Origin of the sequence: Citromicrobium bathyomarinum, from assembly GCA_001306305.2 — a bacterium.
GTDB classification, from domain to species: Bacteria; Pseudomonadota; Alphaproteobacteria; order Sphingomonadales; family Sphingomonadaceae; genus Alteriqipengyuania; species Alteriqipengyuania bathyomarina.
In genome coordinates this window covers 222,040-234,614 of record CP155577.1, presented here as the reverse complement: position 1 = coordinate 234,614, position 12,575 = coordinate 222,040, and the positions used below count along the sequence as shown (strand labels likewise).

Genomic DNA, 12,575 nt, shown 5'->3' with positions numbered 1-12,575 from the left:
CGGAATGCGTTCCCGCGGCACACAGGATACAGACCATGCGCACCACACCCGTCAGCCTTGCCGGTTCGTCCGCCCTTCTGGCCGCGATGCTGGTGGTGAGTGGCTGCGTCGGCCCCTCCGGGCAGGCCGGAGAGGATGGGGCCCGCGCTGCGGCGGCGGCGAATGGCGCGCCGGATGCCGCGCTCTTGCCCGACCTTTCCGGCAAGTGGGTGATTGCAAGGATCGATGGCAGGGCCTTGCCCCATCCGATCGCCCTGACCGGCCGAGGCGATTCGCTGGTGTGGGAACCGGACTGCGCGGGCCAGTCGATCTCATATCGCGCAGCGGGCAGCGGAATCGAATTCTCCCGGCCCGAACCAGATGGCGAGCAGGTCGTCTGCGAGATCGGTTACCCGCAGGATCTGCCGCGCGTGCTCGATGCGCTCCAAGGCCGGTGGAGCGTGGCACAAGCTGCAGACGGTTCGGTAATGCTGTCACGGGCGGGGGCGAGCATCGCGCTCCACCCCGCAATCCCTGCCGCGCCAACGACGCTCGCAGGGGAGTGGCGGGTGGCCGGGATCGATGGCGAGGACTTCGATGAACCCTACGGCATCGCGCTGAGCGCCGACGAGCATGAAATCTGGTGGACCCCGCGCTGCGCCGGGGCGCACGTGGCCTACCGCATCTCCGGCGCGCGCTTCGAAGTGATCGCGGGCGACACCCGCCCCGACCCGGCTGCGCCTGTCTGCAAGATTGCGCCTCCGCCGCGTCTGGCCGAGGTGATGGACGCGATCCGCGCCGCCGACCGGATCGAGCGTACGCCGCACAACGGGGTGCGCCTGTCCGGCCATGGGCGCAGCCTGACGCTGTTCGGTCAGTAAAGGTTCGGCGACGGCGAGCGGGCTGACGCTCGCCGAACGAGGCGCCGACCCGTTGCGCGCTGAACCTGGGAGCGGTCATTCGACCCATGGTTCAATTCACTGCAGAAAAAATGTCGTCAACCAGCACTTTTGTTTCAAAAACGGGACAGTCTGTTTGATGGTCCTTTAAGACTTGCTGGCTAGTCGTTTCCCTCGAGGAGGGACGCTGTGTGATCGATAAACAGATGGCGATTCTGGGGGAGCGCAATCTTCTGCTCGCCTGGCGACTGCGCGAACTGACCTCCCATCTGCCATCGCTGTGCGCGCTTCATTCCTTCGCGGCGCTGGCCTGCGTGGTCGCGCTGTGGGGCCATCCTGCCGCCACCTACGGCTTGCCATGGGCGGCAACGATTGCCTTTTGCAATTTCCGCCAATGGCGTCTCTCGCTGGATTTCTATCCCGACACGATCGATGTCACGCACCTTCGCAAGTTCCACCGTGAACTGCAGATTGCCGCAAACACCGAAACCGCGTTCTGGGTGCTGGGCGCGGTGGTGTTCTTCCCCACCCTGTTCAATGCGCATCCGGTGTTCTTCGCGGTCCTGACCGCGGGACTGCTGGCATCCTCGGTGATCGCCTACCGCTCGATGCCTGCGCCGCTGACCAGTTATCTGGGCGGGGCGATGCTGGCGGCAGCAGTGCTGTCCTTCACCATGAGAGACGAATTTTCCTGGCCCTCGCTCATGCTCGCGCTCGCGTTCGGCTACGCGCTGATCCGTTCGACCCGGCGGCAGGGGCGCCAGTTCGAACAGTCCTGCCGCGAACAGTTCGACCAGCGACGGACCGCCGAAACGGTCAAGCTGCTGCTCCACGAATACGAGGAGTCCTCGTCCGACTGGCTGTGGGAGGTCGACGAGGGCAATTGCCTGATGAACGTATGCGAACGCTTCGGCCATGCCGCCGGGGTCGACCGCGACTTTCTCGAAGGGCGCGAGCTGGTCGGCCTGTTCGATGCCGGCCCGGCGCGAGAGAGGCTGGCGACGCTGCTGCTCGACCGGGTGCGGTTCCGCGATCTTGCACTGGAAATCACCGTGGGCACAGAAAAGCGCTGGTGGACCATCTCCGGCAATCCGGCCAGCGACGGCTCCGTGCGCGGTGTGCTGCGCGATGTGACCGAGAGCCGCCAGACCGAACAGCGGGTCGCGCGGATGGCACGTTACGACCAGCTGACCGAGCTCGCCAACCGCCATCTGTTCAACGAAAGCCTGAACGAAATGCTTGCCGGAACCGGCAGGCGGCGGCGGATCGCGCTGCTCTATATCGACCTCGACCACTTCAAGTCGGTCAACGACACGCTCGGCCATCATGTCGGCGACGGGCTGGTCCGCGCGGCTGCGCGCCGGATTCTCGGCGTGATCCGCGAACACGATCTCGCCGCGCGGCTGGGAGGCGACGAATTCGCGGTCCTGCTGACCCGGGTGCGCAATCTCGAAGCGGTCCACCAGTGTGCGGAGCGGATCGTGGAAGCGATGGCGCAGCCGTTCAATATCGATGGGCAGACGGTGCGCGTGTCCGCCTCGGTCGGGGTCGGCTACAGCGAGGATGACAGCATCGACGGCGAAGAGCTGATGCGCCAGGCCGACCTTGCACTGTATGCCGCAAAGCGCGCCGGCCGATCGACCTTCGCCGATTACGACCCCTCGCTCAATCACAACGAACACGCCCGCCGCAATCTGGAGCTCGACCTGCGCACCGCGATCACGGAAGGGCAGTTCACGCTCGTCTACCAGCCGCAGGTGTGTCTCAAGACCGGCAAGTGGACCGGCAAGGAAACGCTTGTTCGGTGGGAACATCCCGTGCGTGGGCGGATCCTGCCGGGCGAGTTCATCGATATCGCAGAAGAGACCGGGCTGATCATCCCGCTGGGCGAATGGATCATCCGCCAGGCGATCGAGGAAGCGGCCAGCTGGGACGAGCCGCACCGGATCGCGATCAACCTCTCGCCAGTGCAGATGTGCAATCCGAACCTCGTCACCGTGCTGACCAACGCCATCGTCGAAGCGCAGATTGACCCGCAGAGGGTCGAGATCGAGATCACCGAGAGCGCGCTGATGCACGACAGCGAGAGCAATGTGGAACTGCTCCATCGCCTGCGCGATCTGGGCGTGCGGATCGCGCTCGACGATTTCGGGACGGGCTATTCCTCGCTCAACTACCTGCGCGCCTTCCCCTTCGACAAGATCAAGATCGACCGATGCTTCGTCTCGGAAATGCTGGAGCGCGCCGATTGCCAGGCGATCGTCCGCAACGTCATCATGCTCGCCCGGGCGCTGGGCATGGAAACCACTGCCGAGGGCGTCGAGACGAAGGAGCAGTACGACTGGCTGAAACGGCACGGCTGCCAGGAGGCGCAGGGCTATTACATCTCGCGCCCGATGGAGAGCGAGCTGGCGGCCCGACCCTCCGCTGCGCCGCTAGATACTCAGCCCGATCACCGGCCCGCGCAGGAGCAAATCGCCTCCAACGTCCACCCGATCCGCTGCCAGGTGGCCTAGCCCGCGCAGCGACACACGCTTGAAGGCGTGCGAGCGCGCGAGTAGCGCTGCTTGCCATGATCGTCACCCGCTTCGCGCCTTCACCCACGGGCCGCCTCCACGTCGGCAACCTGCGCACTGCGCTTCACAACTGGCTGCTCGCCCGGAAGGGCGACGATGAAGGGCCGGGCAAGTTCCTGCTTCGGATCGACGATACCGATGCAGAGCGAAGCCGCGAGGAATATGTCACCGCGATCCGCGAAGACCTCGCCTGGCTGGGACTGGAACCCGATGCCGAGTTCCGCCAGTCGCAGCGGCTCGACCTGTATGAAGACGCCTTTGCCAAGCTGAAGGACGCAGGCCGGGTATATCCCGCCTACGAGACCGCGCAGGAGCTGGAGCTTAAGCGCAAGATCGCGCTGGGGCGCGGCCTGCCCCCGATCTACGACCGCGCGGCGCTCTCGATGAGCGAGGACGAGCGCGCCGCGAAGGAAGCCGAAGGCATCGCCCCGCACTGGCGCTTCAAGCTCGACCATGACGAACTGATTGCGTGGGAAGACGGCGTGCGCGGCCCGCAGAAATTCGATCCCGCGCAGCGTTCCGATCCGGTTATCCGCCGCGCCGACGGCAGCTGGCTCTACATGCTGCCAAGCGTGATCGACGACATGGACATGGGCGTGACCGACGTGCTGCGCGGGGAGGACCATGTGTCCAACACTGCCGTCCAGGTGCAGATGTTCACCGCGCTGCATGCGGCCGGGGTCGGGCCCGATCACTGCGATGTGATCGACAGCTTCCCGCGCTTCGGCCACACCGCGCTGCTGGTCGGCAAGGAAGGCAAGCTGTCCAAGCGCCTCGGCTCGCTGTCGTGCGAGGCATTGCGCGAGCAGGGGATCGAGCCGGAGGCGATCCTTTCGCTGCTGGCGCGGCTGGGCACCAGTCAGCCGGTCGAGCCGATCGCCGACCGTGCGACGCTGATCGAAGGCTTCGATCTGGAGAGCTTCGGCCGCGCGCCGGCCAAGTTCGACGAGGCGGAGCTGGAGCGGCTCAACGCGGCGATCGTCCACCAGATGGATTATGCGCAGGTGCAGGATCGCCTGCCCGGGGGAATCGACGAGGCGGGCTGGCACGCTATCCGGCCCAACCTGTCGCATGTCGGCGAGGCGGCCGAGCTTTGGCGGCTGGTCACCGGGCCGATCGAGCAGCCCGCATTCTCCGACGAAGACCGCGCGTTTCTGGCCGACGCGGCGGATGCGCTGACATGGGGCGACAATCCGTGGGGCGCGCTGACCTCCACGCTGAAAGAGCGCACCGGGCGCAAGGGCAAGCCGCTGTTCCTGCCGCTGCGTCAGGCGCTGACCGGCATGGACCACGGCCCCGACATGGGCGAACTGCTGCCGCTGATCGGCGAGACGCAAGCGCGCGCCCGGCTGGAGCGGGCGGCTGGCTAGGCTTCCAATGCGGCACTTCTCCGACCCCGCACAGGCCCACCACGCGCCCATCCGCGAACTGCATAATGGCGGATGGATGGACTACGCCGAAAGCCCGGCGCGCTTCGCCGCGCTGCTCGACGCGCTCGGCCCGGGGGAGCCCGCACGCGACTTCGGGATCGAGCCGATCCTCGCGGTCCACGACCCCGCCTATGTGGCCTTTCTGCGCGAGGCGCACGACCTGTGGCTCGCCGCCGGACGTGAGGGCGATGCGATGGGCTACGTCTTCCCGGTGGTCGCACGCCGCGCGCTCGCGCTCGACCGGATCGATGCAAAGATCGGGGCCTATGCAATGGACGCCTCGACGCCGGTCGCCGCCGGAACGTGGGCAGCGGCCTATGGCGGAGCGCAAAGCGCGCTGACCGCGCTCGATGCCGTACTGGGCGGAGACAACGCTGCCCTCGCGCTGTGTCGCCCGCCCGGGCACCATTGCGGGGCGGATTACATGGGCGGCTATTGCTACCTCAACAACGCCGCCATCGCCGCGCGCGCAGCGCAGGCGCGTGGGGTGCGCCGGATCGCGATCCTCGATGTCGACTACCACCACGGCAACGGCACGCAGGACATCTTCTACGATGATGGCGAGGTGTTGTTCGCTTCGATCCACGCCGATCCGAAGACCGATTTTCCCTTCTATTGGGGCCATGCCGACGAGCGCGGGAGCGGGCAGGGCGAGGGCGCGACGCTCAATCTGCCACTGCCGCAGGGCCCCGACTGGGCGGGCTATGCGCCCGCGCTCGAGACGGCGCTGGATACGGTGCGCGCGCATGGTGCGGACCTGCTGATCGTCTCCTACGGCGCGGATACCTTCGCCGAAGACCCGATCTCGCATTTCAGGCTAAGGCGAGAGGATTACGCCACGATGGGCGAGATGATCGCCACGCTCGGCCTGCCGACGCTGGTGGTGATGGAAGGCGGTTACGCGGTCGACGCGCTGGGCGGCAACGTCGCGGCGTTTGTGGGCGGCTGGGGCTAGAACCTTCCCGCCGAGCCCTCAGGCTGCGGAGAGGAGCGGTGCGGGCAAGGCGTCTTCTTCGCGGGCGACCGTCACGCGGTTCCGGCCGGTGTGCTTGGCAGTGTACAGCGCGCGGTCGGCGCTGCGCATGGCTGCACGAACGGAGCTGCCGGGCTCGAACGCGGCGACTCCGAAACTTGCGCTCAGCTGCACGTCGGGGCCGATCGCCGGATGGTACAGGCTGTCGAACGCGCTGCGGATCCGCTCTGCCTGCGCCGCCGCCTCGTCGAGGCCGGTATCGAGCAGCAGCAGCGCGAATTCCTCGCCACCCACGCGGCCTGCATGATGCCCGTGCTCGCTTAGCATGCAGGCGAAGGATCGGATCACCTCGTCGCCGACATGATGGCCGAAGCGGTCGTTGATCTGCTTGAACCGGTCGATGTCGCACATGATGATCGCGCCCGGGGCCGTGGCGGGCCTGCCGACCAGTGCGTCGAAAGCCCTGCGATTGAGCAGTTCGGTCAGTCCGTCGCGCTCGGAGCTGTGACGATATCCAACGATCACCTTTGCCACGATCCGCGCGACGATGAGCAGGGCGAGGCTCGCGTTGAGCACCCCCATGCACTGAATGTAGACGCGCTCGAACAGGGCAGCGTCGAACACTGCCCAGGGGGTGGGCTCGTCCAGCAGGGCCGGAAACATCGGCACGCGCAGGATTACGCCTGTAATGACGAGAAACCCGAGCGCCACCAGGCCGTTTTCGAACGCATCCCGGTTGCGCTTTCGGGCAAGCGCGAGCGTGCCGTCCAGAAAGAGGAATATGCTCGCCAGCTGGAAAGGGACGTATTGCACCGTGGGGGGCACCGGCATGGTCAGAAGCACGAGTGACAGCGCAATCAGACCCGCGGCGATGCCGGTGACCCGAAGGCTCGTGAGGCCAAGCCCGGTCACCTCGCGGATCGCCTGCGCGGCGAAGAAATAGATCGCGGGGACCAGCACGGCGATGGCTGCGACGCCCACTCGCGAATGCGCCCCGTAACGCAAGATCAGCAGCTCGACCGATACGCACAGCAGTGCCGCTGCCATCCACCCGAGCGCGGAGCCACGACGCAAGGCAAGGTGGACGAGCAATGACACGAGGATCAATCCTACGATCACCCCCAGGATCGTCAGATGCAGGTCTATCGCTATCGCCACTGTCGCCTTCTCCGCATGGGGGCGGGTCTACAGCGATAGGATAAAGGTTTTCTTATGGAGAGACCGGCGCTTGGGCGCTTGCGTCTGTTGACCCTGACGCCGACGTAACTCACCGCCCCTTCAGTTCGTCCCCGCTGAGCGAGACGACGTGCAGCAGGTTGGTGCTGCCCGGGGTGCCGAAGGGCACCCCCGCCAGCACGATCAGCTTGTTGCCCGCCTTGCCGAAGCCGTGGCGCAGCGCCATCCGCTTGCCCTTGCCGATCATTTCTTCGAAGCTGAGGATGTCGCGCGTCACCACCGCGTGCGCGCCCCATAGCAGCGCGACCCGCCGGGCGACCCGTTTCTGCGGGGTCAGTACCAGCATCGGCACAGAAGGCCGCTCGCGCGCAACGCGCCGCGCGGTCGATCCGGAGAAGGTGAACACCGTGATCGCCGCCACGCTGACCGTCTCGGCAATGGTCGAGCATGCATGGCTGAGCGCGTCGGCGGTGGTCGGATCGGCCTTCGTTTCGAGGAACTTCATCCGCGCGCGATAGCCCTCGTCCTGCTCCACCTTGGTCACGATCCGGTCCATGATCGCGACGGTTTCCTCGGGCCATTCGCCCGCCGCAGTCTCGGCGCTGAGCATCACCGCATCCGCGCCGTCGTACACCGCATTGGCGACGTCGGAGACTTCGGCGCGCGTCGGCGCAGGGCTCTCGATCATCGATTCGAGCATCTGGGTGGCGACGATCACCGGCTTGCCCGCCTGCCGCGTCATGTCGACGATCCGCTTCTGCAGCGGGGGCACGTCTTCCGGGTCCAGCTCCACGCCCAGATCCCCGCGCGCGACCATGATCCCGTCTGAAAGGTCGACGATTTCGGACAGGCGGCGCACTGCGCTCGGCTTTTCGATCTTGGCGCACAGCGCGGGCATCATCCCGTCGGTCGCGGTCATCAGCTTGCGCGCTTCGGCCACATCTTCGGGCCGCTGCACGAAGGAGAGCGCGATCCAGTCCGCGCCCTGCTGGCAGGCGAAGGCCAGATCCTTGCGGTCCTTGTCGGTCAGCGCGGGGATCGGCACCTCGGCATCGGGCACGTTGACGCCCTTGCGGTCGGAGATGACTCCGCCGACTTCTGCCGAGCACAGGATCGCGTCCTCGTCCGCGCGGATCACCTTCAGGCGGATCTTGCCGTCATTGATCAGCAGCCGCTGGCCTTTTTCGAGGATGCCGAACAGCTCGGGGTGGGGCAGGTGGACGCGGGTTTCGTCGCCCGGCGTAGGGTCGCGATCAAGCGTGAAGTGCCCCGAATGGCGAATCACCGCCTTGCCGTCCTTGAAGGTGCCCACGCGCAGTTTGGGCCCCTGAAGGTCGGCGAGGATCGCGATCGGGCGGTCGAATTCCTTCTCCAGCGCGCGGATCGCGGCGATGGTCTTGGCGTGAGTCGCCTGCTCGCCATGGCTCATGTTAACGCGGAACGCATCGACGCCGGCGCGGAACAGGCGGCGCAGCATCTCCGGATCGCTGCTGGCGGGGCCGACGGTGGCGAGGATCTTGACCTTGCGGCTTCGGGGGCTGAGCTGGGGATCGGGCTTGGGCATGGCCCACGGCTATGGCAGGGGAATGTTGCAAGACAAGAGCCAAAGGAGCCCCGCCATGGCGCAATCACCCGATCCCCTCGACCAGCTGGACGATGCGGTCGCCGCCGCCGCGTTCCGGCGGCTGGTGCGCCACCTGCGCCATCGCCACGATGCGCAGAACATCGATCTGATGGGCCTGTCCGGCTTCTGCCGCAATTGCCTGGCCGACTGGATTCGCGATGCGGGCTATGACGGCGACAAGGCGCAGGCCCGCGAGCTGATCCACGGGATGCCTCAGGACGAGTGGAAGGCGACCCGCCAGACCCCCGCCACGCAGGAGCAGCTCGACCGGATGGAGGCGAGCCTCAAGAAGAATCGCGTGGATTAGGCACGCGCCGGGTTCACGATCCGGCGCCTGCTGGCTACCCAGCGGCCAACCGATTCTACCCCTTACCGGAGATTACCCCCAAATGGCCGAGACCACCGACGACCGCCTGCGCCTGCTGATCGAGCGCATCGAACGCCTCGAAGAAGAGAAGAAGGGCATCGCCGACGATATCCGCGACGTCTATGCCGAAGCCAAGGCGGTCGGTTACGACCCCAAGATCATGCGCCAGATCGTGCGCCTGCGGAAGATGAAGCCCGACGACCGCAGCGAGCAGGAAATGATCCTCGACACCTACAAGGCCGCGCTCGGCATGGGCTGATCGCGCCTCCCGGGGCTGGCCCCGCAAAATCGCTTCCGCTATCCTGCGATGAGAAGGAGAATGCGCGAATGGCCAGCCCGTGGAGAACCGCCGAAACCGGCATCATCGTCACCACCACGCCCACCGTCGAGGGGCGTCCGGTGCAGGATTACCTCGGCATCGTGACCGGCGAGGCGATCATCGGCGCGAACATGTTCCGCGACCTCTTCGCCGGGATTCGCGACATCGTGGGCGGGCGCGCAGGCTCCTATGAAAAGGTGCTGAAAGAAGCGCGCCACGACGCGATTCAGGAAATGCAGGCCGAGGCGCAGAAGCTGGGTGCAAACGCGGTGGTCGGCGTCGATCTCGATTACGAGGTAATCGGCGATACCGGCTCGATGCTGATGGTGAGCGCCAGCGGTACGGCGGTGCGGATCTAGTTCGCACAGTCCAATCGAAACGCGCAGGCGACACGGCGTTGTCGTTCGCGCCGACCTTCGCTAGTGCCGACTGTCTGACGGGGCTCCAGTCCGGGGTCCCTAAAAAGCATCACTTTTTGCAGGTTCCCATGGCAGGCCATTCCAAATTCAAGAACATCATGCACCGCAAGGGTGCGCAGGACAAGAAACGGTCCAACCTGTTTTCCAAGCTTTCCCGCGAGATCACCGTCGCGGCGAAGATGGGCATGCCCGATCCGGACATGAACCCGCGCCTGCGGCTCGCGGTCAACGCGGCCAAGGCGCAGTCCATGCCGAAGGACAATATCCAGCGCGCGATCGACAAGGCCTCCGCCAACGACGGCGATAACTACGAGGAAGTGCGCTACGAAGGCTACGGCCCCGGCGGCAGCGCGATCATCGTCGAGGCGCTGACCGACAACCGCAACCGCACCGCAACCAATATCCGCACCGCGTTTTCCAAGAACGGCGGCAACCTCGGCACCGAAGGCTCGGTCGCGCATGGGTTCGAACGGCTCGGCCTGATCGTCTATCCCGCCGATGCGGGCGACGAGGAAAAGGTGCTGGAAGCCGCGCTGGAAGCGGGCGCGGAAGACATCGCGTCGAGCGACGACGGCCACGAGATCTGGACCGCGCCGGACGATCTGCACGCAGTGGCCGAAAACCTCGAAAAATCGCTCGGTTCGGCGGAGACCGTCAAGCTCGCGTGGAAGCCCAACCTGACCGTCGACATGGACGAGAAGAACGCAGGCACGCTCCTGAAGCTGATCGACGCGCTCGACGATGATGACGACGTGCAGACCGTCTGGGGCAATTACGACATCTCCGACGAGGTGATGGAGAAGCTGGACTAGGCTGCGACTGTTGGTGGAGGGGGCGTCACCCTGAACTTGTTTCAGGGTCCAGCCCTACCACCTTCGATTTCGGCGCGGGTGGCGGACGGGATGCTGAAACGAGTTCAGCATGACGGCTTGGGGACGAGACAATGACCATCATCCTCGGCCTCGACCCCTCGCTCACCTGCACCGGCTGGGGCGTGATCCGCAGCGAGGGTTCGCGCCTCTCCCACATCGCCAACGGGCAGATCGCGACCGATGCGAAAGCGCCGATGACCGAGCGGCTGGCGCAGCTGCAGCGCGAGCTGGCGGTGGTGATCGAGCAGTATCGGCCCGCGCGAGGGGCGTGCGAGGAAATCTTCCTCAACAAGAATCCCAAATCCACGCTCAAGCTGGCGCAGGCGCGCGGCAGCGTGCTGGCCGCGTGCGGCGCGCACGGGCTCGACGTGCGCGAACATGCTGCGCGCTACGTCAAGAAGTCGGTGGTCGGCACCGGCGCGGCGGAGAAACGCCAGGTGCAGGCGATGCTCAAGGTGCTGCTGCCCGGGGTGACGATCGCCGGGGCGGACGCGGCGGATGCGCTGGCGGTCGCCATCGCCGATGCCCACGCGCCCTAGGCCCCATGCCCGCCGCTCAGCCTCGCGCTGCTAAGCCACGGCGGGAACACAGGATTTCTCCGATCGTAGAGTCTCCATTCGAACAGCGGGGATGGTGGACTCGCAATTTTGGGGAGAGATTCCATGCGTAAACTGATGATTCCCGCTCTGCTCGCCGGCACCCTGCTGCTGGGCGGCTGCGCCTATGGCCCCGGTTACGGGTACGATGACGGCTACGGCCCGGGCGGCGGCTATAATGATGGTTATGGTGGCGGCTATGGCGACGGGTATGGTGACGGCTACGGCTATTCCTACCGCCAGAACAGTGAGTTCGAGCGCGCGGCGGTGAACGCCTGCGGGCGCGAGGCAAGCCGCTATGGCCGGGTCCAGATCACCTATGCCGAGGAACGCGAGCGCGGCGTCTTTACCGTGCAGGGCCGGATCGACGTGCGCGACCGGTCGCGCGACCAGTTTACCTGCGGATTCAGCTCCTCGGGCCGGATTCTCGATTTCCGCTTCGGCTAGGCAAAATCATCGGGCGGGGCGGCGCATGGCGCTGTCCTAATCGTGGCGGGCGCGCTAGACCTGCGCGCATGTCGAGCCACGCCCACCGCTTGCCAGACGCTCCGCCACGGCACCTGCCCGGCGGGGCGTTTTGTGTCTCTGGACTGTGTGTCAGATGTGTCAGGCGCGCGGCGGCTGGCGGGCGAATCGCCTGATGTACCTGGTCGTCTTCCGCAGCCGCAAACGCGCCCGCTACGACGCGGCGGCCTATGCCGAACACGCCGATGCGATGGAGGCGCTCGCGCGCGAGCAGCCCGGCTTCCTCGCCGTGAAGACCTACGCCGCCGATGATGGCGAGACGGTGACGATCTCCGAATGGGCGACGCGCGAGGCGGCCAAGGCGTGGCGCTGCCACCCGGACCATGCCGGCGTTCAGGGCGCGGGCAGGAAGCATTACTATGCCCGCTACACGATGTTCACCTGCCTCGACCCGCAGGTGATCCACTACCAACATGATGAGCCAGACGAAGAGGACGCATGACCACCACGCTCAACGGCATTCCCAATTGCGATACGGTCAAGAAGGCGAGGAAGTGGCTGGAGGCGCAGGGCATCGAGCACAGCTTCCGCGACTTCAAGAAGGACGCGCCGAGCGCCGACGAGGTCGGCGGCTGGGCCGATGTCGCGGGCTGGGAAGTGCTGCTCAACAAGCGCGGCACGACGTTTCGCAAGCTGGACGAGGGCGACAAGGCAGATCTCAGCCAAGAGAAGGCGATTGCCTTGATGGTGCAACATCCAAGCCTGATCAAACGCCCCGTACTCGAACATGAGGGCGGCCTGCTGGTCGGCTTCAGGGAACCGGAATGGAAGGATGAATTGTGCTGAAATGGCTTGGGGCACTGGCCATCGCCCTGTCACC

The 12,575-nt window shown here is 66.0% G+C and carries 14 protein-coding genes; 12 read left to right on the top strand and 2 right to left on the bottom strand.

What is annotated here, in order from left to right:
* Positions 1 to 35 precede the first annotated feature (35 nt).
* The 4 genes from VO57_001155 (at position 36) to VO57_001140 (ending at position 5,839) form a co-directional block, all read left to right on the top strand.
* Entirely contained in the window at positions 36 to 860 is an 825-nt protein-coding gene (locus VO57_001155; protein ID XBL69976.1) for a hypothetical protein, read from the top strand.
* 209 nt (positions 861 to 1,069) lie between these two features.
* Positions 1,070 to 3,394 (top strand): EAL domain-containing protein, encoded by a 2,325-nt coding sequence (locus VO57_001150; GenBank protein XBL69975.1) that lies wholly within the window; start codon positions 1,070 to 1,072, stop codon positions 3,392 to 3,394.
* A 56-nt stretch (positions 3,395 to 3,450) separates the two neighbouring features.
* Positions 3,451 to 4,824 carry a glutamate--tRNA ligase gene (gltX, locus tag VO57_001145; protein ID XBL69974.1) on the top strand — a complete coding sequence of 458 codons (1,374 nt, stop codon included), beginning with the start codon at positions 3,451 to 3,453 and terminating at the stop codon, positions 4,822 to 4,824.
* Between the two features lie 7 nt (positions 4,825 to 4,831).
* Complete coding sequence (locus VO57_001140; GenBank protein XBL69973.1) at positions 4,832 to 5,839, top strand: histone deacetylase family protein; 1,008 nt, start codon at positions 4,832 to 4,834, stop codon at positions 5,837 to 5,839.
* A gap of 18 nt (positions 5,840 to 5,857) precedes the next feature.
* Here the strand turns inward: VO57_001140 and VO57_001135 are convergent, their stop codons facing one another.
* Positions 5,858 to 7,015 (bottom strand): GGDEF domain-containing protein, encoded by a 1,158-nt coding sequence (locus VO57_001135; GenBank protein ID XBL69972.1) that lies wholly within the window; start codon positions 7,013 to 7,015, stop codon positions 5,858 to 5,860.
* Positions 7,016 to 7,124: 109 nt separating this feature from the next.
* A complete protein-coding gene (gene pyk / locus VO57_001130) occupies positions 7,125 to 8,597 on the bottom strand; it encodes a pyruvate kinase (protein ID XBL69971.1) in 1,473 nt (490 codons plus the stop codon).
* Positions 8,598 to 8,652: 55 nt separating this feature from the next.
* Here pyk and VO57_001125 point away from each other — a divergent pair, with 55 nt between their 5' ends.
* The 8 genes from VO57_001125 (at position 8,653) to VO57_001090 (ending at position 12,541) form a co-directional block, all read left to right on the top strand.
* Positions 8,653 to 8,964, top strand: a complete 312-nt coding sequence (locus VO57_001125) for a DUF1244 domain-containing protein (protein XBL69970.1) — start codon at positions 8,653 to 8,655, stop codon at positions 8,962 to 8,964.
* 82 nt (positions 8,965 to 9,046) lie between these two features.
* Positions 9,047 to 9,283 (top strand): DUF2312 domain-containing protein, encoded by a 237-nt coding sequence (locus VO57_001120; protein ID XBL69969.1) that lies wholly within the window; start codon positions 9,047 to 9,049, stop codon positions 9,281 to 9,283.
* A gap of 68 nt (positions 9,284 to 9,351) precedes the next feature.
* A complete protein-coding gene (locus tag VO57_001115) occupies positions 9,352 to 9,702 on the top strand; it encodes a heavy metal-binding domain-containing protein (GenBank protein XBL69968.1) in 351 nt (116 codons plus the stop codon).
* 128 nt (positions 9,703 to 9,830) lie between these two features.
* Entirely contained in the window at positions 9,831 to 10,574 is a 744-nt protein-coding gene (locus tag VO57_001110; protein XBL69967.1) for a YebC/PmpR family DNA-binding transcriptional regulator, read from the top strand.
* Between the two features lie 131 nt (positions 10,575 to 10,705).
* Positions 10,706 to 11,173: a crossover junction endodeoxyribonuclease RuvC gene (gene ruvC, locus VO57_001105; GenBank protein ID XBL69966.1), complete on the top strand. Its 468-nt coding sequence runs from the start codon at positions 10,706 to 10,708 to the stop codon at positions 11,171 to 11,173.
* A gap of 123 nt (positions 11,174 to 11,296) precedes the next feature.
* Positions 11,297 to 11,677 (top strand): hypothetical protein, encoded by a 381-nt coding sequence (locus VO57_001100; protein XBL69965.1) that lies wholly within the window; start codon positions 11,297 to 11,299, stop codon positions 11,675 to 11,677.
* 193 nt (positions 11,678 to 11,870) lie between these two features.
* Positions 11,871 to 12,197 carry an antibiotic biosynthesis monooxygenase gene (locus VO57_001095; GenBank protein ID XBL69964.1) on the top strand — a complete coding sequence of 109 codons (327 nt, stop codon included), beginning with the start codon at positions 11,871 to 11,873 and terminating at the stop codon, positions 12,195 to 12,197.
* Positions 12,194 to 12,541 (top strand): arsenate reductase, encoded by a 348-nt coding sequence (locus tag VO57_001090; GenBank protein ID XBL69963.1) that lies wholly within the window; start codon positions 12,194 to 12,196, stop codon positions 12,539 to 12,541. The genes VO57_001095 and VO57_001090 overlap by 4 nt, the downstream gene beginning before the upstream one ends.
* Positions 12,542 to 12,575: the final 34 nt, after the last annotated feature.